At 69.2% G+C, this 24,809-nt stretch carries 19 protein-coding genes; 10 read left to right on the top strand and 9 right to left on the bottom strand.

All coding sequences use genetic code 11. The features are described from left to right. Positions 1-100: 100 nt before the first annotated feature. On the top strand, positions 101-3,076 hold the full coding sequence (locus P2T65_RS10195) for a bifunctional [glutamine synthetase] adenylyltransferase/[glutamine synthetase]-adenylyl-L-tyrosine phosphorylase (RefSeq protein ID WP_276199722.1): 2,976 nt from the start codon (positions 101-103) through the stop codon (positions 3,074-3,076). A gap of 177 nt (positions 3,077-3,253) precedes the next feature. Here P2T65_RS10195 and P2T65_RS10190 read toward each other — a convergent pair whose 3' ends face one another. The 4 genes from P2T65_RS10190 to P2T65_RS10175 all read right to left on the bottom strand — a co-directional run bounded on the left by P2T65_RS10190 (position 3,254) and on the right by P2T65_RS10175 (position 10,671). Then, positions 3,254-3,541 (bottom strand): GIY-YIG nuclease family protein, encoded by a 288-nt coding sequence (locus tag P2T65_RS10190; protein ID WP_055459366.1) that lies wholly within the window; start codon positions 3,539-3,541, stop codon positions 3,254-3,256. 518 nt (positions 3,542-4,059) lie between these two features. Beyond that, positions 4,060-6,363: a PAS domain-containing sensor histidine kinase gene (locus tag P2T65_RS10185; RefSeq protein WP_276199721.1), complete on the bottom strand. Its 2,304-nt coding sequence runs from the start codon at positions 6,361-6,363 to the stop codon at positions 4,060-4,062. A gap of 196 nt (positions 6,364-6,559) precedes the next feature. Next, entirely contained in the window at positions 6,560-9,196 is a 2,637-nt protein-coding gene (pepN, locus tag P2T65_RS10180) for an aminopeptidase N (protein WP_071923574.1), read from the bottom strand. Positions 9,197-9,219: 23 nt separating this feature from the next. Next, positions 9,220-10,671 (bottom strand): cation diffusion facilitator family transporter, encoded by a 1,452-nt coding sequence (locus P2T65_RS10175; protein WP_276199720.1) that lies wholly within the window; start codon positions 10,669-10,671, stop codon positions 9,220-9,222. A gap of 76 nt (positions 10,672-10,747) precedes the next feature. Here P2T65_RS10175 and P2T65_RS10170 point away from each other — a divergent pair, with 76 nt between their 5' ends. After that, positions 10,748-11,188: a VOC family protein gene (locus P2T65_RS10170; RefSeq protein ID WP_055459080.1), complete on the top strand. Its 441-nt coding sequence runs from the start codon at positions 10,748-10,750 to the stop codon at positions 11,186-11,188. A gap of 223 nt (positions 11,189-11,411) precedes the next feature. On the opposite strand, the gene P2T65_RS10165 is transcribed toward P2T65_RS10170, so the two are convergent. Next, positions 11,412-11,567 carry a hypothetical protein gene (locus P2T65_RS10165; RefSeq protein WP_156332756.1) on the bottom strand — a complete coding sequence of 52 codons (156 nt, stop codon included), beginning with the start codon at positions 11,565-11,567 and terminating at the stop codon, positions 11,412-11,414. 192 nt (positions 11,568-11,759) lie between these two features. Between P2T65_RS10165 and P2T65_RS10160 the strand changes: the two genes are divergently transcribed. The 7 genes from P2T65_RS10160 (at position 11,760) to P2T65_RS10130 (ending at position 20,264) form a co-directional block, all read left to right on the top strand. Beyond that, positions 11,760-12,815 carry an aldose epimerase family protein gene (locus P2T65_RS10160; protein WP_276199719.1) on the top strand — a complete coding sequence of 352 codons (1,056 nt, stop codon included), beginning with the start codon at positions 11,760-11,762 and terminating at the stop codon, positions 12,813-12,815. A 216-nt stretch (positions 12,816-13,031) separates the two neighbouring features. Beyond that, entirely contained in the window at positions 13,032-14,507 is a 1,476-nt protein-coding gene (gene xdhA / locus P2T65_RS10155) for a xanthine dehydrogenase small subunit (RefSeq protein WP_276199718.1), read from the top strand. 190 nt (positions 14,508-14,697) lie between these two features. Next, the gene (gene xdhB, locus P2T65_RS10150; protein ID WP_276199717.1) at positions 14,698-17,004 is read left to right on the top strand and encodes a xanthine dehydrogenase molybdopterin binding subunit; all 2,307 of its coding nucleotides are present in this window, start codon (positions 14,698-14,700) and stop codon (positions 17,002-17,004) included. Between the two features lie 6 nt (positions 17,005-17,010). Further along, positions 17,011-17,928: a xanthine dehydrogenase accessory protein XdhC gene (gene xdhC / locus P2T65_RS10145; protein ID WP_055459077.1), complete on the top strand. Its 918-nt coding sequence runs from the start codon at positions 17,011-17,013 to the stop codon at positions 17,926-17,928. 70 nt (positions 17,929-17,998) lie between these two features. After that, positions 17,999-18,922 carry a sugar kinase gene (locus P2T65_RS10140; RefSeq protein ID WP_055459076.1) on the top strand — a complete coding sequence of 308 codons (924 nt, stop codon included), beginning with the start codon at positions 17,999-18,001 and terminating at the stop codon, positions 18,920-18,922. A gap of 81 nt (positions 18,923-19,003) precedes the next feature. After that, the gene (locus P2T65_RS10135; RefSeq protein ID WP_055459075.1) at positions 19,004-19,399 is read left to right on the top strand and encodes a cytochrome c family protein; all 396 of its coding nucleotides are present in this window, start codon (positions 19,004-19,006) and stop codon (positions 19,397-19,399) included. A 76-nt stretch (positions 19,400-19,475) separates the two neighbouring features. Then, on the top strand, positions 19,476-20,264 hold the full coding sequence (locus P2T65_RS10130) for an enoyl-CoA hydratase-related protein (protein WP_055459074.1): 789 nt from the start codon (positions 19,476-19,478) through the stop codon (positions 20,262-20,264). A 1-nt stretch (position 20,265) separates the two neighbouring features. Here the strand turns inward: P2T65_RS10130 and P2T65_RS10125 are convergent, their stop codons facing one another. Continuing rightward, entirely contained in the window at positions 20,266-20,586 is a 321-nt protein-coding gene (locus P2T65_RS10125) for a cytochrome c (RefSeq protein WP_055459073.1), read from the bottom strand. A gap of 221 nt (positions 20,587-20,807) precedes the next feature. Between P2T65_RS10125 and P2T65_RS10120 the strand changes: the two genes are divergently transcribed. Beyond that, positions 20,808-21,647: an IclR family transcriptional regulator gene (locus tag P2T65_RS10120; protein WP_276199716.1), complete on the top strand. Its 840-nt coding sequence runs from the start codon at positions 20,808-20,810 to the stop codon at positions 21,645-21,647. 6 nt (positions 21,648-21,653) lie between these two features. On the opposite strand, the gene P2T65_RS10115 is transcribed toward P2T65_RS10120, so the two are convergent. Genes P2T65_RS10115 through P2T65_RS10105 form a run of 3 tightly spaced genes read right to left on the bottom strand, consistent with a single transcriptional unit; the run spans position 21,654 to position 24,709 of the window. Then, entirely contained in the window at positions 21,654-22,331 is a 678-nt protein-coding gene (locus tag P2T65_RS10115) for an aldolase (protein WP_276199715.1), read from the bottom strand. Continuing rightward, the gene (otnK, locus tag P2T65_RS10110; RefSeq protein WP_276199714.1) at positions 22,328-23,632 is read right to left on the bottom strand and encodes a 3-oxo-tetronate kinase; all 1,305 of its coding nucleotides are present in this window, start codon (positions 23,630-23,632) and stop codon (positions 22,328-22,330) included. The genes P2T65_RS10115 and otnK overlap by 4 nt, the downstream gene beginning before the upstream one ends. Positions 23,633-23,665: 33 nt before the next feature. Beyond that, the gene (locus P2T65_RS10105) at positions 23,666-24,709 is read right to left on the bottom strand and encodes a LacI family DNA-binding transcriptional regulator (protein ID WP_276199713.1); all 1,044 of its coding nucleotides are present in this window, start codon (positions 24,707-24,709) and stop codon (positions 23,666-23,668) included. Positions 24,710-24,809 lie beyond the last annotated feature (100 nt).

Raw genomic sequence — 24,809 nt, 5'->3', positions numbered from 1 at the left:
ATCCACGCCGTGACGCTCACACGACGTCGAGGGCGTGGATGGCCGGGACAGGCCCGGCCATGACGAGCACTGAAATGTCGCTCTCAACACCGGTTATAAAATGGGCAAGAAACAAAACGTGACAGGGCAGGAAGCAACGCCTCTCGCAGCCATGGCCCGCTGCCTGCCGGCTCCGCCCGGCAAGCCGGCCGTTGCACGCATCGCCGCCGACCTCCTCGAAGGGGACGCCACCTCCGCCGCCCTTGGCCGTCTCCTCGATGCGCATCCGCAGCTTGCGAGCCTCACCGCCGCCTTCGCCGACTATTCGCCCTTCCTGTGGCGGCTCGCGACGACGAAGCCCGAGCGGTTCCTGGCCCTGATCGAGGGCCCCCCGGACGCGATCCGCGCACGCATCCTCGCCGATGTGCAGCGTGCCGGGGAGGAGGCGGAGGAGGTCGCGGACATCATGCGCCGTCTCCGGCGCCTCAGGGCTGAGTTCGCGCTCTTCGTCGCGTTGTGCGATTGCGGTGGCCTGTGGCGCCTGCCGGAGGTCACGCGCGCGCTCAGCGATTTCGCCGATGCCTGCGTCGCGGCGGCGGTCGCCTTCCTCCTGCGCGAGGCGCGGCAGGCCGGACGCCTTACGGCAGCGGACGGGGAGGGGCCGGGCTTCGTCGTTCTGGCGCTCGGCAAGCATGGCGCGCGCGAACTCAACTATTCGAGCGACATCGACCTCGTCGTCTTCTTCGATCCCGAGGCGCCGCTGCGCGAGGGGCTGGAGCCGGCGCCCTTCTTCGTGCGGCTGACACAGGGGCTCGTGAAGATCCTGCAGGAGCGCACCGGCGACGGCTATGTCTTCCGCGTCGACCTGCGCCTCAGACCCGATCCCGGCTCGACGGCCGTTGCCGTGTCGCTTCCGGCCGCCTTCTCCTATTACGAGAGCGTCGGCCAGAACTGGGAGCGCGCGGCCTTCATCAAGGCGCGGCCGGTGGCCGGCGACATCGCGCTCGGCGAGCGCTTCCTCGCCGACCTGCGACCCTTCGTCTGGCGCAAGTACTTCGACTTCGCCACCATCGCCGATATCCACGCGATGAAGCGGCAGATCCATGCCGTGCGCGGCCACGAGGCCATTGCGGTCGCCGGCCACGATATCAAGCTCGGCCGCGGCGGCATCCGCGAAATCGAGTTCTTCGTGCAGACGCAGCAGCTCGTCTTCGGCGGACGCCGCCCCTCGCTGCGCGGGCGCCGCACGCTCGAGGTGCTCGATGCGCTTGTCGAGGAGAAGTGGATCACGCCCCAGGCGCGCGACGACATGGCGGCGGCCTATATTTTCCTGCGCACCGTCGAGCACCGGTTGCAGATGGTGGCGGACGAACAGACGCAGCGCCTGCCGGACGACGCCGAGGCGCTGGCGTGCGTCGCTCGCTTCTGCGGCTTTGCGACCGTGGAAGCTTTCGGCGAGGCGCTGACAGCCCATGCGCGTAAGGTGCAGGGCCACTATGCCATGCTGTTCGAGGAGGGGCCGGAACTCGCGGCGGAGGCCGGCAGCCTCGTTTTCACCGGCACGAGCGACGACCCCGAGACACTCGAGACCCTGCGGCGGCTCGGCTTCTCCGATCCGCCGCGCGTCGCGGAGACCGTGCGTGGCTGGCACTTCGGCCGCCGCTCCGCCGTCACCAGCGCCCGCGCGCGCGAGGTGCTGACGGAACTGACGCCGGCGCTCCTGACCGCGCTCGGCCAGACGGCGGCGCCGGATGCGGCGCTGGCGGCGCTCGACGAGGCCTTCGGCCGCATGCCGGCCGCCGTCGAGCTTCTCTCCATGCTCCGCTCCAACGAGCGGCTGCTGCGTCTCTTTGCCGATCTTCTCGGCGGCGCCCCGCGGCTTGCCGAGGTCGTCTCCGCCAGCCCGCACGTGCTCGATGCCGTCATCGACCCGACGTTCCTCGATCCGACGAGCGACGAGGCGGCGATCGAGGCGCGCCTGCGCGGCCTCCTCGGCAAGCCGGCGAGCTACGAGGATTTTCTCGACCGGCTGCGCGAGGCCGTGCGGCAGGAGAATTTCCTCGTCGGCGCGCGCTTCCTCTCCGATATCCTGTCGCCGCCGCGCGCCGGGGAGGCCTTCGCGGCCGTGGCGCAGGCCGCCGTGCGCCTCAGCCTCGAGGCCGCGCAGGCCGCCTTTGAGGAGGAGCATGGCAAGGTGGCCGGCGGGCGCGCGGTCGTCGTCGGCCTCGGCCGCCTTGGGGCGCGCGAGATGACAGCCGCTTCCGATCTCGACCTCGTCGTCATCTACGATTTCGATGCCGAGAGGCGGGAGAGCGACGGCCGCCGGCCTCTCGATGCCGTCGTCTACTACAGCCGCCTGACCCAGCGCCTCGTCAGCGCGCTGACCGTGCCGACGAGGCGCGGCAGGCTCTACGAGGTCGACATGCGCCTGCGCCCGTCGGGTCGCAAGGGGCCCGTCGCGACGCAGTTCGATGGCTTCCTCGCCTATCAGAAGAACGAGGCTGAGACCTGGGAGCACATGGCGTTGACGCGGGCCCGCGTCATCGCCGGAGACGCCTCCCTCGCGGCCGATGTGGAGGAAGCGATCACGGCGGTGCTGAGCGAGGCGCGCGATCGCGAGAAGCTCGCCACCGACATCCGCGAGATGCGCGCCCTCATCGCCGAGGAGAAGGGGGAGGACGACCCGGGTGACCTCAAGCTCGCCGCGGGCGGCTTGGTGGACATCGAGTTCATCGCCCAGTTCCTGATGCTGGCCCATGCGGCGACGGAGCCGGCCCTGATCGTGCCCGGCACGGCCCATGTCCTTGCCCGCGCAGCCGAGAAGGGTTTCATCGCGCCGGACCACGCTGACGTCTTGCGTCCCGCCTACGACCTTCTGTCGAACGTCTTCCACTGGCAGCGCCTGACGGTGGAGGGCCGCTTCGACCCCAATGCCGTCGCTCCGGCGATCCAGAAGCGCATCGCGACGGCCGTGGGCCTGCCCGACCACAAGGTGCTGGCCCGGACGCTCGACGACACGCGCCGCCAGGTGCGCGCCACCTTCAACGAACTTCTGGGCGCCGGCGGCAAGGCGAAGTCCCGCAAGGCGAAGGGGTAGGACGCTCCCCCCTTGCGGACCGGGCGAACCGCTGCACGGCCGTGAAGCGCCACCTCTCCCCGCGTCATGGCCGGGTTCGTCCCGGCCATCCACGCCGTTTGCCTTCGTGCATTGGTCCTGGCGTCGATGCCCGCGACAAGCGCGGGCATGACGACAGGGAAGCGTTGCGCTTCTCCTTCAGGCGAGCGTCTCGTAGAGATCCCGCCACTGCGGGTTCATTTCGAGGATGAGCCGTATCTTCCAACGGCGCGGCCAGTGCTTCATGTTGCTCTCGCGTTGGATGGCGCTGCGAATATCCTCGTAAGCTTCGTAATAGACGAGCTGCTTCAAGCCATAGCGTTTGGTGAAGCCGTCGATCATGCTTTCGTGGTGCTCCCATGCGCGACGCGCGAGGTTGCTCGTCACGCCGATATAGAGCGTGCCGTTCGGCCTGTTGGTCATGATGTAAACCCAGCCGCCCCGCATGTTCATAGAAGAGCAGGCATGCACATCGGCGACAAGCGCGGCTCTTCGGGATTGCCGGGATGCCCCGCCGGGGAATCTTGGCGCCACCTCCCCCCGCGTCATGCCCGCGCTTGTCGCGGGCATCCACGCCGGGACGATTGTACCAGGCCAAAAGGCGTGGATGGCCGGGACAAGCCCGGCCATGACGTGAAGAGGTTGCGCGGTGGCTCCCCGTTCGTTCCCGCCAACGGACGGCTATGCGATTAGGCACGGGCATGACGGCAGGGAAATATCCACCGCGGCGCCACCTCTCCCCGCGTCTTGCCCGCGCTTGTCGCGGGCATCCACGCCGGGACGATTGCGCCAGGCCAAAAGGCGTGGATGGCCGGGACATGCCCGGCCATGACGTGGAGAGGTTGCGCGTTGCTGTTTTCCGTTCGGCTCCCCGCTCCGTTTCTACCTTCCGTGTCCGTCAGCGGACAGCCGCCTGACCGGCAGGGCGAGACGGCGCGGGCCCCGCGAGGGGCCTTTCCTGCGCCTCACGCCGCCTTGCGCTGCTCCGCCTGGGGCAGGTGCACCATGACGATGGTACCGGAACCTGGGGTCGAGCGGATGCGCAGGGCGCCCCCGTGCAGTTCCGTCAGCGAGCGGGCGATGGCAAGGCCGAGGCCAGAGCCCTTGTAGGTCTTGCTGTATTCGGTCTCGACCTGGGTGAAGGGCTGGCCGAGCTTGCCGATAGCCTCGCCCGGGATGCCGATGCCGTTGTCCTCGACATAGATGTTGACGGCCTGCGCCGCGCTGCGCGCGCGCAACGCCACCCGGCCTCCCTCCGGCGTGAACTTGACCGCGTTGCGCAGCAGGTTGACGAGGATCTGCCGCAGCGCCCGCGGGTCGGCGTCGAGCGTCTGGGCCGGCAGCGTCTCGAGGTCGAGCACGATGTTCTTCGCCTCTGCGGCCTCCGTCACCGAGCGCACGGCCTCCGTCATCACCTTGTCGAGGGCGATGCGCTCCTTCTCCAGCTTGTGGCGGCCGGCCTCGATGCGCGACATGTCGAGAATGTCGTTGATGACGGCGAGCAGATATTGGCCGCTCTGGCGGATGTCGTGGCAGTACTCCGTGTACTTCTCGTTGCCGAGAGCGCCGAAGATGCCGCTTTCCATGATCTCGGAGAAGCCGATGATGGCGTTGAGCGGCGTGCGCAACTCGTGGCTCATGTTGGCGAGGAACTCGGATTTGGCGCGGTTGGCGCCCTCCGCATGGGCCTTCTGCTCGAGGTAGCGCTCGGCGAGGTCGGCGAGCTGCTGGGCCTGGACCTCGAGCTTCTGGCGGGATCGCTTGAGGTCCATCACCGTGGCGATGAGCCGCCGCTCGGAATCGAGCAGCTTCTCCTCGTGGCGTTTCAGGGCCGTGATGTCGGTGCCGACCGAGACGTAGCCGCCGTCCTTCGTGCGGCGCTCGTTGATCTGCAGCCAGCGTCCGTCGGCGAGGCGCGCCTCGAAGCTGCGCGCGCCGATATTGGCCTGCTCGCCCGTCAGGGCCTGGGTGGTGACGACGGGCGGGCGGCTCGCATCCATGATCTCGGCATAGCTGCGCCCGGCGGCGGCGGCGTCCGCCGGCAGGCCGTGCAGCTTCTGGAACTTGGAGTTGCACATCACGAGCCGGTTGTCGGCGTCCCACAGCACGAAGGCCTCTGAGATGGTCTCGATGGCATCGCGCAGGCGCATGTCGGCGGTCGCAGTACGCTCGGCGAGGCGGCGCTGCTCGGTAATGTCGACGGCGATGCCGACGAGATGCGGGCCCTCCGCCGGGTCCCCGTCGACGATCTCGGCGCGGGCATTGATCCACACCCACTCGCCGTTCGCGGCTCGGATGCGGAAATCGTGGTCGATGGCCGTGGTGCGCGAGGCCGCCAGCATGTCGGCGAGTCCGTAGAGATCCGTGTCGTCCGGGTGGACGAGGCCGTTGACCTCGCCGAAGGACAGGAACTCGTCGCGCCGGCGGTAGCCGAGGATGGCATACATGGAATCGGACCAGTAGATGCGTCCTCGGGCGATGTCCCAGTCCCACAGGCCGCAGCGGCCGCGATTGAGAGCGGCGTCGACCCGCTCCTTCACCTTGTCGCAGATCTCGTCGGCGGCCTTGGCCCGGCCAGCCTGCATGAAATAGGCGGCGGAGATGGCGAGCAGCACGAAGGCCGCGGCGGCGATCAGCGTCATCTGGCCCCAGGTCTGGGCCCGCCAGGGGGCAAGTGCACCCGAGACGGGCTGCACTACCGCAAGCTGGCCGCCGCCGGCACCGAGATTGCGCACGGTGGCGAGCGCATCGGTGCCGCCGGGGAGGGTCAGGCGCAGCACGCCAGCCCGGTCGGCGAAGGTCGTGAGGGGTTGGGACGAACCAAGGACATCGACCAGCGGCTCGCCGGTGGCAAGCTGGGCCGGGATGGCCCCGATCAGGGCGCCCGTGGCGTCGGTGAGAAGGAGGCTGCGCCCGTTCCCGATCATTGGCGCCGGGATCTGCCGCTCGAAGGCGGCGACGAGATCGCGCGTCGCAGCAGGACTGTCGCCGCGGGCGATCTCGGCATTCAGCACGCGCGCGGCGAGCGAGGCGAGCGTGTCAATTTCGGCGGCGGCGTCGTTGAGTGCCTCGTTGCGCGCGTCGACGGCCTGCAGCGAGGCTCCCGTGACCAGCGAGACGAGAAAGACGACGAGCAGCGCCGGAACGGCAAGGCGCAGCCAGGGTTCCGCCAGAACGAGCCTTCTATAGGCGGGATGTGCTATGGAGCGCGCAATTCCGAGAATCGTGCCCGCGCGCGCGGGCACGTACGTCGCGTCGACGCCCGCCATCGAATGCCCCCTTCGGAGTCCAAACGTCTCATCGGGAAGACGTGCCGCATCTCACCGAATCACTTACATCTGAATCCTGAAGGGGCCGTTTGTCCAGAGTCTTTATGATTGGTTGACGCGATACGGTAAATGCTTGTTGTGCACCTGCATTTCCGCTCACGCGCCATCAGGACTACTTTTGCCTACATTTAGTATATCAAGATAGCGAGCGGCCCGATATGTCGGCGACGTCGGGCGAAAGGCCGGGCGTGCCGGCAACACGGCGCAACGCCTTCTCCGCCTCGGCCCTGCGCCTGGGCTCGAGCATCTTCCAGGTGCGAAAGGCGGTCAGCAGCCGGGCGGCGACTTGCGGGTTGCGTGCATCGAGCGCGAGGACCATGTCGGCGACGAAGTCGTAGCCGGCGCCGTCCGCCCGGTTGAACTGGGTGAGATTGGCCATCGCGAAGCTGCCGATGAGCGAGCGCACCCTGTTGGGGTTGCCCATCGAGAAGGCGGGATGGCGCATCAGGCCACGCAACCGCTCCAGCGTCTCGGGCTCGGGGATCATGGCCTGCAGCGAGAACCACTTGTCGAGGACGAGCGCATTGTTGCGGAAGCGCTCCGAGAATTCGGCAAGCGCCGTCTCGCGGGCTGCACCGGGCAGGTGCGACAGGACGCCGAGCGCCGCGAAGCGGTCCGTCATGTTGTCGGCATCGCGGAACTGGCGCATGGCAAGATCTTCGCCCTCGGCGGGGCGGCCGGCCGCGAAAAGATCGAGGCAGGCGTTGCGCAGGGCCCGACGGCCCGCTCCGGCTGCATCAGGGACATAGGGCTCCCGCGAGCTCAACTGACTGTAGAGCTCCGCCAGTTCCGCCGCGAGTGCCGCGCCGAGCTCGACCTTCACCAGCTGCCGCGCCCGGTGAACGGCATCGGGATCGACGTCGTGACCGATCTCGCGGGCGATGTCCGCCTCCGTCGGCAGGGCGAGCACCTGGGCGGCGAAGGCAGGATCGCTGCCGGCGCGCATGGAGAGGAAGTGGCGCAGCGCATCGGCCATGCGACGGTCGGGCGCAGGCGGCGTCCCGGCGCCCACGGCGCGCAGGATGGCCCGCGTGGCGACCGTCTGGGCGGATTGCCACTGGTTGAAGGCATCGCTGTCGTAGCGGAAGAGGACGAGAAGTTCGTCCTCGTCGAGGTCGATCTCCAGCCTGACCGGGGCGGAGAAGCCGCGCAGCAGCGAGGGCACCGGCTTTTCCGGCACATTGGTGAAGGTGAGCGTGGCCGATGGGCCGTCGAGCACGAAGACGCCCGGCATGTGGCCGGCCGTGGCGGCGGGAGACAGGGCGATCTCCGCCCCGCTGCCCCCAACCAGCCCGAGGCGGATCGGGATGACCTGCGGCGCCTTCTCCGGCTGGCCTGGCGTCGGCGGCGTCACCTGGGTCAGGGCGAGGCGATAGGTCTTCGCCTCCGCGTCGTAATGGCCGCGGGCGTTCACCGTCGGGGTGCCGGCCTGCTCGTACCACTGGGCGAAGTGGCCGAGATCGCGCCCGCTCGCTTCGGCGAAACAGGCGACGAATTCCTCGATCGTCGCCGCCGTGCCATCGTAGCGGTCGAAATAGAGGTCCATGCCGCGGCGAAACGCATCGTCGCCGATCAGCGTCCTGAGCATGCGGATGACCTCCGCACCCTTCTCGTAGACCGTCGCCGTGTAGAAGTTGTTGATCTCGCGGTACTGACGCGGCCGCACGGGATGGGCGAGGGGCCCCGAATCCTCGGCGAACTGCTGTGCCCGCAGCACGCGCACGTCGGCGATGCGCTTGACGGCGCGCGAGCGCTCGTCGGCCGAGAACTCCTGGTCGCGGAAGACGGTGAGCCCTTCCTTCAGGCACAGCTGGAACCAGTCCCGGCAGGTGATGCGGTTGCCCGTCCAGTTGTGGAAATATTCGTGGGCGATGATCGCCTCGATATTGGCATAGTCGGCGTCCGTCGCCGTCTCGGCGCTGGCGAGGACGTATTTGTCGTTGAAGATGTTGAGGCCCTTGTTCTCCATCGCCCCCATGTTGAAGTCCGACACGGCGACGACGTTGAACACGTCGAGGTCGTATTCGCGCCCGAAGACGCGCTCGTCCCAGGCCATGGAGCGCTTGAGCGCATCGAGGGCGTAGGTCGCGTCCGCCGCCTTGCCGGGTTCGACATAGACCGCGACGTCAACCGCGCGCCCCGACATGGTCGTGAACCGGTCGGCGACCTTGTCGAGGCGCCCGCCGACGATGGCGAAAAGATAGCACGGCTTGGGGAAGGGATCGTGCCAGATGGCGAAATGGCGGCCGCCGCCGGCTTCGCCCGCGGCGACCGGATTGCCGTTGCCGAGCAGCACCGGCGCCTCCTGCCGGTCCGCCTCGATGCGGGTTGTGAAGACGCAGAGGACGTCGGGCCGGTCGAGGAAATAGGTGATGCGGCGGAAGCCTTCGGCCTCGCACTGCGTGCAATAGGCGCTGCCCGAGCGATAGAGCCCCATCAGTTTCGTATTGGCCGTGGGATCGGTCTCGGTCTCGATGGTCAGCGTGAACGGCTGCGCCGGCGGGGCATGAACCACGAGGCGCTCGGGCGAGGCCTCGAAGGCCTGCGGCGAGGCGGGCACGTCGTCGATGGCGAGCGAGACGAGGCGCAACTCGTCCCCGTCGAGGACGAGGGGCACGGCCGGCCGGCCCGCCGGGTTGGCGCGCAGATGGAGCTTGGCGAGGATGCGGGTGGCGTGACGGTCGAGCCGGATGTCGAGTTCCGCGCGATCGATCAGGTAGTCCGTCGGCCTGTAGTCTTCCAGCCGGATGACGGCCCCGCTCTCGTCACGCATCAACGCTCTCCCCGTATCCTGTCTCAACGATAGCCGCTTGTGCCGCCCGCTGCGATGTCTCTTCCGGCTGTCTCCGGTCGCGGCTCGGCATGGCCGACGATGCGGCCGATCTCGGGATGGTCGGTGCGCATCCGCCGGTCGAGTTCGTCGACCATATCGTGCACGGTCGCGATGTCGAGGCCGGGATCGAGCCGGCAGTGGTAGTTGACGACAAAACCCGCCGGCGTCTCGCGCACGCGTACGCTGTGCACGCCGGTGATGCCGTTGCATTCGCGCGCATGGTTGGCGAGCGACAAAGCGATGCCGGCGACGGTCTCGGCATCCGCTTCGCGCCCGTCGAGATGCTGCACGACGAGCGGCTCGATGTGGCTTTCCACCTCCACCTGCGGCCCGAGTTCCTCGACGAGCGCTGTCTCGAGCCGGCTGGCCACCTCGTGCGCCTGGGCGAGGGTGAGGCGGGCGTCGACTTCGATGTCGAAGCTCACCGACAGGCGGCTGGCGAGGTTCTGCACGGTGACATGGTGCACGGGCACGCGCAGGCGCGCAGCGATGAGCATCACACGCTCCAGCACTGTCTCGTCGTCGATCTGCACCGGCGTCGTCGAAATGGTGAACTCGCTGTCCGGCAGGTCCGCGTGGATGGCGTTGCGCACCCGCTCCTTGATCTGGGTGACGCGGTCGAGCGGCAAGGTGCGCGAGACGCGGATGCCCACCTCACCCATGATCAGCGAGCCGGAGGAGCGCACGCGCACGCGATCCACGCCAACCACGCCGGGCACCTTCTCCGCGAGCCCCGTCACACGCTCTGCCAGACCCTTGGGCGCCGTGTCGAGCAAGGTGTCGATGGTGCGGCGGGCGAGGCGGAAGCCGGCGAAGGCGATGAAGAACGACACGCCGATGGCGATGAGCGCATCCGCCTGCGGATAGCCGAAATGGGCGGCGGCGAAGGCGACGAGGACGAAGACGGAATTGACGAGATCCGAGGAGAAATGCAGCGCATCCGCCGCGAGCGCCTCGCTGCCCGTTTCGCGCGCCACGCGCGTCAGCCCCCACCAGCGCCAGGCATCGACGACGATCGAGCCGACGACCACGCCGACGGCCGGCCATGAGAGGAGGATTTCCGTCTCGCCGCTCGACAGCCGCCGCACGCCCTCGACGGCGATGACACCCGAGAGGAGGAAGAGGAAGGCCGTCTGCACGAGTGCCGAAAGCGATTCGAACTTGCCGTGGCCGTACTGGTGCTGCGCGTCGGCCGGCTTGTGTGCGGCGCGCACGGCGAGCCACGTCATGGTCGTCGCCGCGACGTCAAGCAGGCTGTTGGCCGCATCCGAGATGAGGGCGAGCGAGCCCGTGGCGAAGCCGGCCGCCCCCTTGCCGAGGGTGAGCCCGGCGCTCGCCAGGATCGAGACGAAGGCGGCGCGTTCCTTGCGCCGTTCGTTGCGCTGCCGCTCCGACGAGATGGACGGTGGGCTCATGGCACCTATTCCGCTTGCGGGTTTGACTTGCCCGCGGCATCGACGATCCTCTCCCGCATCAGACGGGAGGTGACCCATGCGATATCTGCACACGATGGTGCGTGTCTCGAATCTCGAGGACTCGCTGGACTTCTATTGCAACAAGCTCGGCCTCGTCGAGGTGCGTCGGATGGAGAACGAGAAGGGCCGCTACACCCTCGTCTTCCTCGCCGCGCCGAAGGACAAAGAGGCCGCTGCGGCGAGCCAGGCCCCCCTGCTCGAACTGACCTACAACTGGGACCCGGAGGACTACAAGGGCGGGCGCAACTTCGGCCATCTCGCCTATCGCGTCGACGACATCTACGACCTGTGCGACCGGCTGATGAAGGCGGGGGTCACCATCAACCGTCCGCCGCGCGACGGGCACATGGCCTTCATCCGCTCGCCCGACGGCATCTCCATCGAGCTCCTGCAGGAGGGCCAGCCCAAGCCCCCGGCCGAACCCTGGGCTTCGATGCCGAATACCGGGACGTGGTGAGGCCAACGGCGGTCGTGTGCGCCGGATGCACCGTAGCATGAAATGATGCGGTGCTGAGCCGGGGCCGGCCATTCGGCGCCTTCGGCCGGTTCATGCGCTGGTTCCCGGGTCGCATTCCGCTTGCGCTGCATGCGCCCGGGAAACGGGGTTGCGCTTGAAGGCGATGGTGCGAGATCAGCCCGACTGCCGACTGCCGACTGCCGACTGCCGACTGCCGACTGCCTCATTCCACGGCGTAAGGGTCGTTCTCGGCGTCGATCAGCTGGCCCGGCGCCGGATGCGGCATATAGGCTTGGGCCGGCTGCGTGCGCGTGCCCGACGAGGAGCTGCAGGCGGCGAGCACGAGGCCGAGGAGCGCGGCGACGACGATGATGCGCATGGACATCCCCTTGTGATGCGTTGCGTTTCGCTCTTGCGCGAGGCGAGGTGCCCCGGACGGGCGGCAAGGTCAAGGCGCGAGGCCGGATATCGGGATACGGTCCGGAATTTGGCAAGATCGTGGCCGCCGGAGTAAAGCTGTCAACCTGAGCCGGAACGAGCGGTGACCGGCCGCGCGAGAAACGGAGCGTCGATGAGCGTTAGAGATTTCGGTGTGGCCGAGGGCCAGCCCGTCCGCGAGATCACCATTCGTGCCCCCAAAAGCAAGGCACATGCCAAGGTGCTGACATGGGGCGCCGTGTTGAGGGACATGCAGGTGCCCCTGCCGTCGGGCGAGTTGCAGCGCGTCGTCCTCGGCTTCGACAGCCTCGACAACTACATCGCCCATTCCCCGCACATGGGCGCCATCGCCGGCCGGGTCGCCAACCGCATCGGCCACGGCCGCTTCTCCATCGACGGCACCGTCTACGAGGTCGACCGCAACCAGAGCGGCCGGCACATGCTGCACGGCGGCGCGAAAGGTTTCGGCAAGCGCCCGTGGCAGTTCGCCCACCACGATGATTCGAGCGTCACGCTGACGCTCGTCTCCCCGGACGGCGACCACGGCTTCCCCGGCAATGTGACGGTCACCTGCGTCTACCGCCTCACCGAGCCGGCGACGCTGCGCATCGAGCTCTCGGCGACGACCGATCGGCCGACGCCGGTCAACCTCGCCCACCATTCCTATTTCAACCTCGACGGCTCGCCCTCGGTTCTCGATCACCGCATGCGCGTCGAGGCGGATTTCATCACCGTGACGGATGCCGACCTCATCACCACCGGCGAGATCCGCTCGGTCGAGGGCACGCCCTACGATTTCCGCGGCAACCGCTCGATCCGCTTTCCCGACGCCGAGACGGGCGCGCCTGTGCACTACGACATCAACTTCGTCCTGCGGCGCAACCGGCTGGAGCCATCCGGCATCCCCGGCCTGCCGCTCGCCCATGCCGCGCTCGTCGCCTCGCTGCGCAACAACCTTGCCCTCGATGTGTGGACGACGGCGCCCGGCCTCCAGGTCTACGACGGGCGCAAGATCGACCTTTCCGGCATTCCCGGCCTCGACGGCGCAGCCTATGGCTCCAACGCAGGCCTCGCGCTCGAGCCGCAGCATTTCCCGAACAGCATCAACGTGCCGCATTTCCCCTCGACACTCCTTACTCCCGGCGATGTCTACCGGCAGGTGAGCGAATTCCGCTTCCACGCGGGCTGACGGGACCGGCCTGGTACGCCTTTGTGCCCGGACGCGCCGCAGCACGTAGTGATGCGGCGCTGAGCCCGGGCCCATTCCCGGGACACTCCCTCATCGCAGCAGCGCGGGATTCGCCTCACGCCTGTCTGCGCCGCACTCCCGGCGGCCTGCCTTTTCCCCTGTTGCACGGCCCCCCGAATGGGGCACACTCGGGCAAACAGAGGGACGAACCAGAAAATGCGCCGAACAATCCGTTTCCTGAGACGGAACGAAACGGTCGAGGTCGGGAATGTCGAGCCGCGCACCACGCTTCTCGACTGGCTGCGTCTGACAGAAAGGTCCACCGGCACCAAGGAAGGCTGCGGCGAGGGCGATTGCGGGGCCTGCACGGTCGTGCTGCGCCGCCTCGTCGACGGCCGCCTCGTGTCCGAGCCGGTCAATGCCTGCATCCTCCTCCTCGGCCAGGTGGACGGCGCCGAGGTGCTGACGGTCGAGGACCTCGCCGCCGACGGGCGCCTGCATCCCGTGCAGCAGGCGATGGTGGAGCGCCACGGCTCCCAATGCGGCTTCTGCACGCCCGGCATCGTCATGAGCCTTCTCGCACTCTACGAGACGGGCGAGGCACCGGACCGGCAGGGGGTGACGGATGCGCTCGCCGGCAATCTCTGCCGCTGCACCGGCTATCGCCCCATCGTCGCGGCGGCGTTCGATGCGCTGGGCCGGATCGAGGCTGATCCTTTCGCACAGCGGCGGCAGCAGGTGGCCAAGGCGCTGGCGGCCCTCAGGGACCAGGCGGACGTTTTCGTCGGCGACGAGCGCTCCTTCTTCGCCGCTCCGGCGAGCACCGATGCACTGGCCCGGCTCTATCTCGGCCACCCGGATGCGACGCTGGTCGCCGGCGCCACCGATGTCGGCCTGTGGGTGACCAAAGCCCTCGCCGACTTGCCGAAGATCATCTGGCTCGGCCGCGTCGCCGGGCTCGATGCGGTCGCGGAGGAGCACGGGACGCTCACGCTCGGCGCCACCGTGACGCTGGCGCGGGCGCGCGAGGCGCTCGGCGCGCTCGATCCCGATCTCGACGAGCTGATGCGCCGCTTCGGTTCGCAGCAGGTGCGGGCCTCCGGCACGGTCGGCGGCAATATCGCCAACGGCTCGCCCATCGGCGACCTTGCGCCCGCCCTCATCGCCCTAGGCGCCACCCTACACCTGCGCCGCGGCGACGGCCGCCGCAGCCTGCCGCTCGAAGACTTCTTTCTCGATTACCGCAAGCAGGACCGGCAGCCGGGCGAATTCGTCACGGGGGTCACGGTGAGGAAGCCCGCCGGCCGGCACGTCCGTGTCTTCAAGGTGACCAAGCGCTTCGACGAGGACATTTCCGCCGTCATGGGTGCCTTCTGCTTCGACTTAGCCGACAACGGGACGGTGCGCGAGGCGCGCATCGCCTATGGCGGCATGGCCGGCATCCCCAAGCGGGCGCGGGCGGCCGAGGTGGCGCTCACCGGCGCGGCCATCGACGATCACGCCGCCGCCGAGCGGGCGGCCGCCGCGCTCGACGCCGATTTCGCCCCTCTGACCGATCACCGCGCCTCCGCCGCCTATCGCCGCCGCGTCGCCGGCAATCTCCTCATGAAGGCGTTGATGGAGATCGCGACGGGTGACGATGCCGCAACGCGCCTCATTGCCCACCGGGAGGTCCGCCATGCGGCAGAATGAAGAATCGGGCGATCTCCGGGTGCCTAGAAGCAGGTTGGGCGCATCTGATCCCTCCCCTTCAGGGGAGGGTGGATCGCGCCGCAGGCGCGAGACGGGTGGGGCGCTCCCAGCGGCGGTCGCGCAGGCCCCTTCCGTCGGCCTGCGGCCGCCACCTCCCGCCGCGGGGGAGGATCACGCGGCGCCCTCCGGGATGTCTGGCGTTTCCGGTGACGGTTCGCCGCTCCGCCACGTCCATCGCCCCCTGCCGCACGATTCCGGCATCCGCCACGTTTCGGGCGCGGCGCTCTATATCGACGATATCCGCGAGCCGGACGGCACCCTGCATGTCGCGCTCGGCCTCAGCCCGGTCGCACGCGGGCGGCTCTCGGGGGTCGATCTGGCCGCCGTGCATGCCGCCCCCGGCGTCGTCGCCGTCCTGACGGCCGCCGACGTGCCAGGCCGCAACGACATCTCGCCGGCCAATGCCGATGAGCCGGTATTCGCCAAGGACGAGGTGCTCTTCCACGGCCAGCCGGTCTTTGCCGTGGTGGCGACAACCCGCGACGCGGCGCGGCGGGCCGCGCGGCTCGCCGCCTTCGACATCGCCGAGGAGGCGCCGAGCGTGACGGTGGAGGATGCGCTGGCGCGCCGCGAGACGGTGCTGCCGGACTATGCCTTCGGCCGCGGCGACGTTGAGGCGGCGCTCGCCGACGCCCCCCATCGCCTCGAGGGTGTGCTGCGCATCGGCGGGCAGGAGCATTTCTACCTCGAGGGCCAGGCCGCGCTCGCCGTGCCGGGGGAGGACGGCGACATGCTCGTCCATTCCTCCACCCAGCATCCGAGCGAGGTCCAGCACATCGTGGCGCGTGCGCTCGGCATCCCTGACGCCTTCGTCACCTGCGAGGTCAGGCGCATGGGCGGCGGCTTTGGCGGCAAGGAGACGCAGGCGACGCAATGGGCCGTGATCGCTGCGCTTGCTGCTCGCGCCACCGGCCAGCCTTGCAAGCTGCGGCTCGACCGCGACGACGATATGGCGGTGACCGGCAAGCGTCACGACATGCGGGCCGACTGGCGCGTCGGCTTCGACGACAAGGGGCGCATCGCGGCCTACGACGTCACGTTCAATGCCCGCTGCGGCTGTTCGGCCGACCTCAGCCAGGGCGTCGTCGACCGCACCATGTTCCATGCCGACAATGCCTATTTCCTGCCGGCGGTGCACATCGCCTCGCGGCGGCTGAAGACCAACACGGTCTCCAACACCGCTTTCCGCGGCTTCGGCGGTCCGCAGGGCATGCTCGCGGCCGAGCGCGTCATGGACGAGATCGCTGCCCGCCTCGGGCGCGACCCGCTCGACGTGCGCAAGGCGAACTTCTACGCACCCGGCCGGGACGAGACGCCCTATGGCCAGAGCGTCGAGGACACGGACGTGCTTGCCGCCCTCGTCGAGCAGTTGGAGGCCGAGTGCGACTACCGCGCCCGCCGCGCCGCGATCACCGCCTTCAACGCGCGTTCGCCGGTGCTGAAGAAGGGCCTGGCGCTGACGCCGGTGAAGTTCGGCATCAGCTTCACGCTCACCCATCTCAACCAGGCCGGCGCGCTCGTGCACGTCTACCAGGACGGCTCGATCCATCTGAACCACGGCGGCACCGAGATGGGGCAGGGGCTCTTCATCAAGGTGGCGCAGGTGGTGGCGGAGGAGTTCGGCGTCGGCATCGAGCGCGTGCGCATCACGGCGACGACGACGGCCAAGGTGCCCAATACCTCGCCGACGGCCGCCTCCTCGGGCTCCGACCTCAACGGCATGGCGGCCCGCATCGCCGCGGGCACCATCCGCCAGCGCCTTGTCGATTTTCTCTGCGAGATCTTCGATGTCGCCGAGGGCGAGATCGAATTCCGCGACGACCGTGTCTTCTTCGGCAACGAGAGCCTCGCCTTCGCGGAACTGGTGAAGAAGGCCTATCAGGCCCGCATCCAGCTCTCCGCCACCGGCTTCTACCGCACGCCGAAGATCCATTGGGACCGGGCGGCGGGGCGGGGACAGCCCTTCTTCTACTTCGCCTATGGCGCCGCCTGTGCCGAAGTGACCATCGACACCATGACCGGCGAGTACAGGCTCGACCGCGTCGACATCCTGCACGACGTCGGCCGCTCCCTGAACCCGGCCATCGATATCGGCCAGATCGAGGGCGGCTTCGTCCAGGGCATGGGCTGGCTGACCACGGAGGAGCTGGTGTTCGACGGCAAGGGCCGCCTCGCCACCCATGCGCCCTCCACCTACAAGATCCCCGTCGCCTCGGACGTGCCGGCCGATTTTCGCGTCACGCTCTTCCCGAGCGCCAATCGCCAGCCGACCATCTACCGCTCCAAGGCGGTGGGCGAGCCGCCTTTGATGCTGGCAAATTCCGTTTTCTGCGCCATATCCGATGCAGTGCGCGCCGCGCGTGGCGACGGTCTTGCGCCGCTCGACGCGCCGGCGACCCCGGAGGCCGTGTTGCGCGCCATCGTCGGCGCGCTGTGAGGCGAGATGCCCATTTGGCGGACATTGCGGGATTTCGTGCGCGCCCATGGGCGTGGGGCGCTCGTCACCCTCGCCGACGTCAAGGGCTCCGCGCCGCGCGAGGCCGGTGCCCGCATGGTGGTGCGGCCGGACGGCGCCTTTCACGGCACGATCGGGGGCGGCCGGCTCGAATGGGAGGCGCTCGCCGAGGCGCGCCGGGCCATGGCGGCCGGCCGGCGAGCCCTGACGCGGCTCGACATGGCGCTCGGCCCCGATCTCGGCCAGTGCTGCGGCGGGCGGGTCGCCGTCCATGTCGAGGTGTTCGGGCGCGAGGATGCGGATGAACTCGCGGCCTTGGCCACCGCGGAGACGGAGGGGCCGTTCACGGTCTCGGCGGCTCGCGACGCCTCCGGGCGCATCGTGCGGCGCATCGGCGGGGAGACCCCGGCCGGCGGCTGGCGCGAGCGTTACGAGGACCAGGCGACGCCACTACTCCTCTTCGGTGCCGGCCATGTTGGGCGCGCGCTCGTCCTGGCGCTCGCGCCGCTGCCGTTCGCCGTCCGCTGGCTCGATGCACGCCCCGACGCCTTCCCGGCCCACATCCCGGCCAATGCGACGCCGGCCGTCTTCTCGGATCCTGCCGAAGAGTTCGCCGCCGCGCCGGCCGGCGCTTTCGTCCTCGTCATGACGCATGACCACGCGCTCGACCTCGCCGTCGTGGCAGCGGCCCTGCGGCGGGCAGACATTTCCTACGTCGGCCTCATCGGCAGCGCGACCAAGAAGGCGCGTTTCGTCAGCCAGCTCGCCCAGGCCGGGCTCGATGAAACCGCCATCGCCCGCCTCGTCTGCCCCATCGGCATTCCCGGCATCGCGGGCAAGGCGCCGGCCGTCATCGCAGCGGCGACGGCGGCGGATCTTCTGATCCGGCGCGAGGCCCTGCGCTGAGGCGAAAACCGCTTACACTTTCGGACGCCATGGTCTAGACAGCCGGCGACGAGCAACCGGAGACCCCCTGATGGCTGCCTTCGATATTCTGGCATTCGGCGAACCCCTGATGGAATTCGCCCAGCTCGACGATTCGCGGCGGCACTACCTGCCCGGTTTCGGCGGCGACACCTCGAATGTCGCCATCGCGGCGGCCCGGCTCGGGGCGAAGACGGCGGTCTTCACTGCCGTCGGCGACGACGCCTTCGGGCGCGACTTCCTGAAGCTGTGGGACGAGGAGGGGGTCGATCGCTCCTCCGTCATCACCATGGCCGGCGAGCGCACCGGCATCTACTTCATCAGCTACGGCCCGGACGGGCACGAGTTCAGCTATTATCGCGCCGGATCCGCCGCGAGCCTCGTCCGCCCTTCTCTTTTGCCTCTCGATCTAATCGGTTCAAGCCGCGTCCTCCACATCTCCGGCATCAGCCAGGCGATCTCGGTCGAGGCGTGCGACACCTGTTTCGCGGCGGTGCGCCATGCCCGCGAGAAGGGCGTGGCTGTCAGCTACGACACCAACCTGCGCCTGCGTCTGTGGCCGCTCGACAGGGCACGCGCCGTCATCAACGCGACGGCGCAACTCGCCGACATCGTCCTGCCGGGCCTCGACGATGCCCGCCAGCTCACCGGGCTCGACCGGCCGGAGGACATCTGCGATTTCTATCTCAAGGGCGGCGCGCGCATCGTCGCGCTCACGCTCGGCAAGGACGGCACCATGGTCGCCGTGCCGGGCGAGCGGCGCTTGATCGCGGGCCGGCCGGTCAAGGCGGTGGACGCGACCGGCGCGGGCGACACTTTCGACGGCGCCTTTCTGGCCGCATGGCTGCGCTCGGGTGATCCCTTTGCGGCTGCTGCCTATGGCAATGCCGCCGCGGCGCTCTCCACGCTCGGCCATGGCGCCGTCGCGCCCATGCCGCGGGTGGCGGACGTCGCCGCCTTCCTGGCCAAGGGCTGAGCCCCGCGACGAAGAGTCGTCGCCTCCTTCTGCGGCATTCGGGCCATAACGGCGCCCGTTTGCCGATGGAAGGAGCGTTCGATGATTCTCAAGCCGCTGCTCGCAATCGCCATTCTCGTTACCACCTTGTCGCCGGCCGCCGCCGCTGGCGACGCCAAGGCTGGCGAGCGCGTCTTCCTCAAGTGCCGGGCCTGCCATCAGGTCGGCGAGAAGGCGAAGAACGTCGTCGGACCGGAATTGAACGGGCTCTTCGGCCGCACCGCGGGCACGGCGCCCGGCTACAGCTATTCCGAAGCCAACAAGGCGTCCGGCATCGTCTGGGACGAAGCCAATTTTCGCGAATACATCGCCGATCCGCGGGCCAAAATCCCGGGCACGAAGATGGTCTTCGCCGGCCTCAAGAAGGAGCAGGAGGTCGACGACCTCGTCGCCTACCTGAAGACCTTCAACGCCGACGGCACACGCGTGGCCGAATAGACCACCGGGACCGAACGGCGATTGCGCCGGCGCCCGCCAGCCGCCATTCTGCCGCGAACGATCCGGGAGGACCTGCGTGGACGACAGCCCCATCATCTTCGCGCGGGCGGAGGGCATCGCCTCCATCCGCTTCAACAGGCCGCAGGTGCTCAACGCGCTCGACGAGGCCATGGTCGCCGCCCTGCGCGCGGCGGTGGAGACGGCGGCCCGCGACGAGCGCGTGCGGGTCGTCGTCATCTCCGGCGAGGGCCGCGGCTTCATGGCCGGCGGCGATGTCAGCCGTTTCCATGCCGCGGGGCCTGAGGCGCCGGCGCTGGTGCAGCGGCTGATCGAACCGTTTCACGAGGCGGTTGCGCGCCTCGCCGAGATGCCCAAGCCCGTCATCGCCAGCCTGCACGGCCCGGTGGCCGGAGCCGGGCTCAGCATCGCGCTGCTGGCCGATCTCGCCATCGCCGCCGACGACGCGCAGTTTACGCTCGCTTATGCCCGCATCGGCGCGAGCCCGGACGGCTCGGCCACTTGGTCCCTGCCGCGCGTCGTCGGGTTGCGCAAGGCGCTTGAGCTGGCGCTGCTCGCCGATACCGTCGACGCCACCGAAGCGCTGCGCCTCAACCTCGTCAACCGCGTCGTGCCGCGCGAGCGGCTCGAGGCGGAGACGGAGGCGCTCGCCACCCGCCTTGCAGCCGGGCCGGCGCTCGCCTACGCTAGGATCAAGCGGCTGATGCGCACCTCGCTCGACAGGGACCTGCCCGCGCAGCTCGCCGAGGAGGCCTCCGCCTTTACGACCTGCGCCGCGAGCGCGGATTTCGCCGAAGGCGTCAGCGCCTTCGTCGCCAAGCGGGCACCCCGCTTCACCGGCCGATAGGCTATTTCTCCAGCGACTTCAGGTAGGCGATGAAATCGTCGATGTCGTCGGGCGCGAAGGTGATCTCGGGCATGTCGGGATGCAGGGTCACCATGCCCTCGGCGAGCGCCTCCTCGAGGCCCTCGACCGGATAGCGCTCGTGCAGCGTGCGGAAGGGCGGCGCCTCCGGCTTGGGGCTCTTGCCCGTCTTGTCGAGGGCGTGGCAAGCGCCGCAGTGCTTCTGTGCCAGGGCATGACCCGCCACCACGTTCCCGGGGCGGGCCATGGCCGCCGTGCCGACCATCGCCGCGGCAACGCCGAGCATCAACCAGCGGACATTCATGGCGTTTCGCTCCCGTCTCAGGCCGCGATTCGCACGATGGTAGCCCAATATGGCCCCGATGCGTCGCGGCGAAGGGATGCGCCGGGTGTGGATATTCGGGCCGCGTGTCGTTGCGTGGTCCGATATGTGAACCGCGGGCATCGCACTTCAAGCATGCTCGGTTGTCTCGCACGCAATCGGCGCTAATCTCGTCGCCTTTCCGGGTGGGGCGGGAGTTCAGGATGATCCGCAGTATGGATCATGCGTCGAACGGCAAGGCCGAAGGGGCGCAGAGCGTCGATCGGGCGCTCGCGCTGCTCATGATGGTCGGCGCCCGTCGCCGGGAGGGCGCGCGTCTGGCCGATCTCGTGGCCGAGAGCGGGCTCAACAAGCCGACCGTCCGCCGCCTGCTGCTCTCGCTCATGCGTGCCGGTCTCGTCGAACAGGAAGAAACCGGCGGGCGCTATCACCTCGGACCCGAGAGCTACGTGCTCGGCACCCTGGCGGAGGAGCGCTTCGGCCTGCATCGCCTGTCGCTCGAGGGCGTGGCGCGGCTCGCCGCCCGCACGGAGGACACGGCCTTCGTCTCGATCCGCCGCGAGAACTACGCCATCTGCCTGCACCGGGAGGAGGGGGCCTTCCCCATCCGCACCCATGTGCTGATGCCGGGCGACCGGCACCCGCTCGGCGTCGGCTCCGGCTCGCTCGCCATCCTGGCGGCACTGCCGGACGAGGATGTCGAGGCTGTGATCGCCGCCAACAGCGCGGTCATGACCGAGCGCTACCCGCGCTTCACGCCGGAGATGCTGCGCACGAGCGTGGCCGAGACGCGGGCCGCCGGTTATGCGCTCAATCCGGGCCTGCTGATGCAGGGCTCCTGGGGCATGGGCGTCGCCGTGCGCGATGCCGCAGGCCAGCCCGTGGGCGCGCTGAGCGTCGCGGCCATTGAGAGCCGCCTCGGCGAGGCCCGGCGGGCAGAGGTCGCGGCGCTCCTACACGAGGAGGCGCGGCGTCTCGAGACGAAGCTGGCCGATTTCGGCCGCGGCCGCGAGACGAGAGCGCGCGCGGTCCGCAGGGCCTGAGACGGGTCAGTGGTCGTGACCGTGCCCGTGTTCGTCCTCGGGCCATGGTTCCAGCTTGAAATGCGCGACGAGGTCCTGGACCTGCGCCGGCGAGAGCAGGCGCGGGTTGAGGCCGCGTGTCAGCAGGTGGAGCTTCGCCGTCTCCTCCAGCTCCTCCGTGGCGTAGACGGCCGCCTCCAGCGTGTCGCCCGCCACCACCGGGCCGTGGTTGGCGAGCAGCACCGCGCTGTAGCGGCCGGCCAGACCGCGGATGGCGTCCGCCACCGCCGGATCGCCGGGGCGGTAGTAGGGCACCAGCGCCGTGCGGCCGACGCGCATCACCGAATAGGCGGTGAGCGGCGGCAGGACGTTGTTGGCATCGATCTCCGGCAGCATGGACACCGCGACGGAATGGGTCGAATGCAGGTGCACGATGGCGCGGGCGCTGCCGCGCGTCTCGTAGAGTGCAGCGTGCAGTGGGATCTCCTTGGTCGGCGCATCGCCGCCCACGAGGCGCCCGTCCGCGTCGAGACGCGAGATGCGGGCAGGATCGAGGAAGCCGAGGGAGGCATTGGTCGGCGTCACCAGCCAGCCGCCGTCGTCGAGCCTCACCGAGATGTTGCCGGACGAGCCGGGGGTGAGCCCGCGCTCGAAGAGCGAGCGGGCGAAGCGGACGATCTCCTCGCGCAGTTTCGCCTCGCTCATGCCGCACCTCCCGCGCTCTTGTCTTCTGTGCCCATACCTCCCACGCCCTTGCCGGCGAGGACGGCCGCCGCCTTGTCGAAGAAGTCCGCCGCGCCGAAGTTGCCGGACTTGAGCGCCAGCGCCAGCGGCCCGTTGCGCGAGCCGGACAGCGCCGGCACCCCGGGGTCGATCTCCGGCCCGATGTCGAGCCGGTCGATCTCGAGCGCGCTGACGACGGCACCCGACGTCTCTCCGCCGGCGACGATGATGCGGTTGACGCCGCGGTTGTTGAGGGTGACGGCGAGTTCCCCGAAGAAGCCCTCGATCGCCTCGGCCACCGCCTCGCGGCCGTAGCGGTCCTGCACCGCCTTCACCTCCTCGGGCGTGGCCGTGGAATAGCAGATCGGCGTGAGGCGGATGCGCTCCATCAGGAAGAAGGCGGCCTGGTCCGGCGTCAGGGTGCCGCTCATGATCTTGTCGATCTCGAGCGCGAGGCCGGGGTGCTGCGCGGCATGGCGCCTCACCTGCTCGCGCGTCGCGCCCGAGCAGCTGCCTGCCAGCACGACGGTCGGGCCGTCGACGGGCGTGAAGGCCGAGCCCTTGCCGGAGAGGAGACCGGCCTTGCGGAAGTTCTCGGGCAGGCCGAGCGCGATGCCCGAGCCGCCGGTGACGAGCGGCGCCTCGGCGAGCGCCGCGCCGATGGTGAAGAGATCGGCATCGCTGATCGCGTCGATGATGACGAGGGTCTCGCCGCGCCCCGCCGCCTCCTTCAGGGCCGTCTTGACCGCGTCAGGGCCCGCATCGACGGTCGCCCACGGCACGTGGCCGACCGGCGTCTTCGTCTGCAGGGCAAGGAAGCGCCGAAGGTCCGGGTCCGTCATCGGGGTGAGCGGGTGCTTCTCCATGCCGGATTCGGACAGGAGCCGGTCCTTCACGAACAGGTGGCCCTGGTAGATCGTGCGCCCCGTGGTGGGAAAGGCCGGGCAGGCGACGGCGCCCCTGGTGCCGAGCGCCTCCGCGAGCGCCTCGCCCACCGGGCCGATATTGCCCTGGGGCGTGGAATCGAAGGTCGAGCAATATTTGAAGAGGAATTGCCGACAGCCCTGCTGCCGCAGCCATTCGAGCGCGGCGAGCGACTGCGCCACGGCCGCGGCGGCGGGAATGGAGCGGCTCTTCAGCGCCACGACGCCGGCCTCGCAGTCGCCCGCCGCCGGTTCCGCCGGCACGCCGATGAACTGTGTGGTGCGCATGCCGCCTTTGGCGAGCGTATTGGCGAGGTCGCTCGCGCCGGTGAAGTCGTCGGCAATGCAGCCGAGAAGCATGGGATTTTCCTCTCTTGTCGTGGCCGGTGAGGCTTACGCCGTCTCCCCGGCGATGAGCTCGAAACCGACATCGATGGTCGCGGGTTTCGCCGCTGCCTCCGCCGCCCCCTGCCGTGTCAGGATCTGTTCGGCCGCCAGTTGACCGATGCGGTAGCGCGGCGAGCGCACGGTGGTGAGCCGCCGGGGCAGCTCCTGGCCGATGTCGAGGCCGTTGAAGCCGGCGATGGCGAGGTCGTCCGGCATGCGGAGGCCGTTGGCCTCGCAGTGGAAATAGCCGCCCACCGCCATGTCGTCGTTGGAGAAATAGACAGCGTCGAGGTCGCGATGGGCGGCAAGGAGCGTGGCGAGCCCGCGACGGCCGGCGGCGACGGAGGAGGGGCCGGCCACCATCTCCTCGGCGACGAGCGCGACCCCGCGCCGGGCGAGTTCTGCAACAAAGCCGTCGAGGCGCTTGCGCGCCCGGATGTCCCGCGAGATATCGTGACCCACATAGCCGAAGCGGCGATAGCCACGCGCAAGAAGATGCGCCGCCATGGCCGCGCCCGCCGCTCCGTGCGAGAGGCCGACGCGCCGGTCGAGCGCCGGCTCGGCGCCGTCGATGTCCATCATCTCGACGACGGCCGTGCCGTTGGCGGCGAGCAGATCGCGCAGGCGCGGCGTGTGGTCGATCCCGGCGATGACGAGGCCGCGCGGCCGCCAGGCAAGCAGCGCCGAGACGATGCGCTCCTCGCGCGCGAGATCGTAGCCCGTGACGCCGATGACGGCCTGAAGCCCCGCTTCCTCCAGCCTTTCGGTGACGCCGCGCAGCACTTCGGCGAAGACGATGTTGTCGAGCGAGGGCACCACGACACCGACGAGGGCGCTGCCCGTCGAAGCGAGCGCCCCGGCGAGGCGGTTGGGCACGTAGCCGAGCTCCTCGGCGGCCTTCAGCACGGCGACGCGCGTTGCCTCCGCGATCGGCCCGATGTTGCGCAGCACGCGCGAGACGGTGCTTTCGCTGACGCCGGCCCGCGCGGCCACCTCGGCGAGACGCAACGGGGAGGCGGGCATCGGCGCGGTCTCGTGGCGGATGGTCATGGCAGGCCCCGGCGCAGGTAGAGTGGCGCAAGATAGCATCTATGCAAGCGCTGTCATCCATTATAATGCTTCGTTGACAGCGCTTGCACAAGTCGGGTGC

It is taken from the genome of Chelatococcus sp. XZ-Ab1 (genome assembly GCF_029309855.1).
Lineage (GTDB): Bacteria > Pseudomonadota > Alphaproteobacteria > Rhizobiales > Beijerinckiaceae > Chelatococcus_A > Chelatococcus_A sambhunathii.
Note: the sequence above shows the minus strand (reverse complement) of the source record. Positions and strands in the feature narration are given on the sequence as shown.

Bases quoted from the DNA above. Each gene is read 5' to 3' on its own strand.
- P2T65_RS10195 (WP_276199722.1), top strand. From the start codon at position 101: ATGGGCAAGAAACAAAACGTGACAGGGCAGGAAGCAACGCCTCTCGCA.
- P2T65_RS10190 (WP_055459366.1), bottom strand. From the start codon at position 3,541: ATGCGGGGCGGCTGGGTTTACATCATGACCAACAGGCCGAACGGCACG.
- P2T65_RS10185 (WP_276199721.1), bottom strand. From the start codon at position 6,363: ATGGCGGGCGTCGACGCGACGTACGTGCCCGCGCGCGCGGGCACGATT.
- pepN (WP_071923574.1), bottom strand. From the start codon at position 9,196: ATGCGTGACGAGAGCGGGGCCGTCATCCGGCTGGAAGACTACAGGCCG.
- P2T65_RS10175 (WP_276199720.1), bottom strand. From the start codon at position 10,671: ATGAGCCCACCGTCCATCTCGTCGGAGCGGCAGCGCAACGAACGGCGC.
- P2T65_RS10170 (WP_055459080.1), top strand. From the start codon at position 10,748: ATGCGATATCTGCACACGATGGTGCGTGTCTCGAATCTCGAGGACTCG.
- P2T65_RS10165 (WP_156332756.1), bottom strand. From the start codon at position 11,567: ATGCGCATCATCGTCGTCGCCGCGCTCCTCGGCCTCGTGCTCGCCGCC.
- P2T65_RS10160 (WP_276199719.1), top strand. From the start codon at position 11,760: ATGAGCGTTAGAGATTTCGGTGTGGCCGAGGGCCAGCCCGTCCGCGAG.
- xdhA (WP_276199718.1), top strand. From the start codon at position 13,032: ATGCGCCGAACAATCCGTTTCCTGAGACGGAACGAAACGGTCGAGGTC.
- xdhB (WP_276199717.1), top strand. From the start codon at position 14,698: ATGTCTGGCGTTTCCGGTGACGGTTCGCCGCTCCGCCACGTCCATCGC.
- xdhC (WP_055459077.1), top strand. From the start codon at position 17,011: ATGCCCATTTGGCGGACATTGCGGGATTTCGTGCGCGCCCATGGGCGT.
- P2T65_RS10140 (WP_055459076.1), top strand. From the start codon at position 17,999: ATGGCTGCCTTCGATATTCTGGCATTCGGCGAACCCCTGATGGAATTC.
- P2T65_RS10135 (WP_055459075.1), top strand. From the start codon at position 19,004: ATGATTCTCAAGCCGCTGCTCGCAATCGCCATTCTCGTTACCACCTTG.
- P2T65_RS10125 (WP_055459073.1), bottom strand. From the start codon at position 20,586: ATGAATGTCCGCTGGTTGATGCTCGGCGTTGCCGCGGCGATGGTCGGC.
- P2T65_RS10120 (WP_276199716.1), top strand. From the start codon at position 20,808: ATGATCCGCAGTATGGATCATGCGTCGAACGGCAAGGCCGAAGGGGCG.
- P2T65_RS10115 (WP_276199715.1), bottom strand. From the start codon at position 22,331: ATGAGCGAGGCGAAACTGCGCGAGGAGATCGTCCGCTTCGCCCGCTCG.
- otnK (WP_276199714.1), bottom strand. From the start codon at position 23,632: ATGCTTCTCGGCTGCATTGCCGACGACTTCACCGGCGCGAGCGACCTC.
- P2T65_RS10105 (WP_276199713.1), bottom strand. From the start codon at position 24,709: ATGACCATCCGCCACGAGACCGCGCCGATGCCCGCCTCCCCGTTGCGT.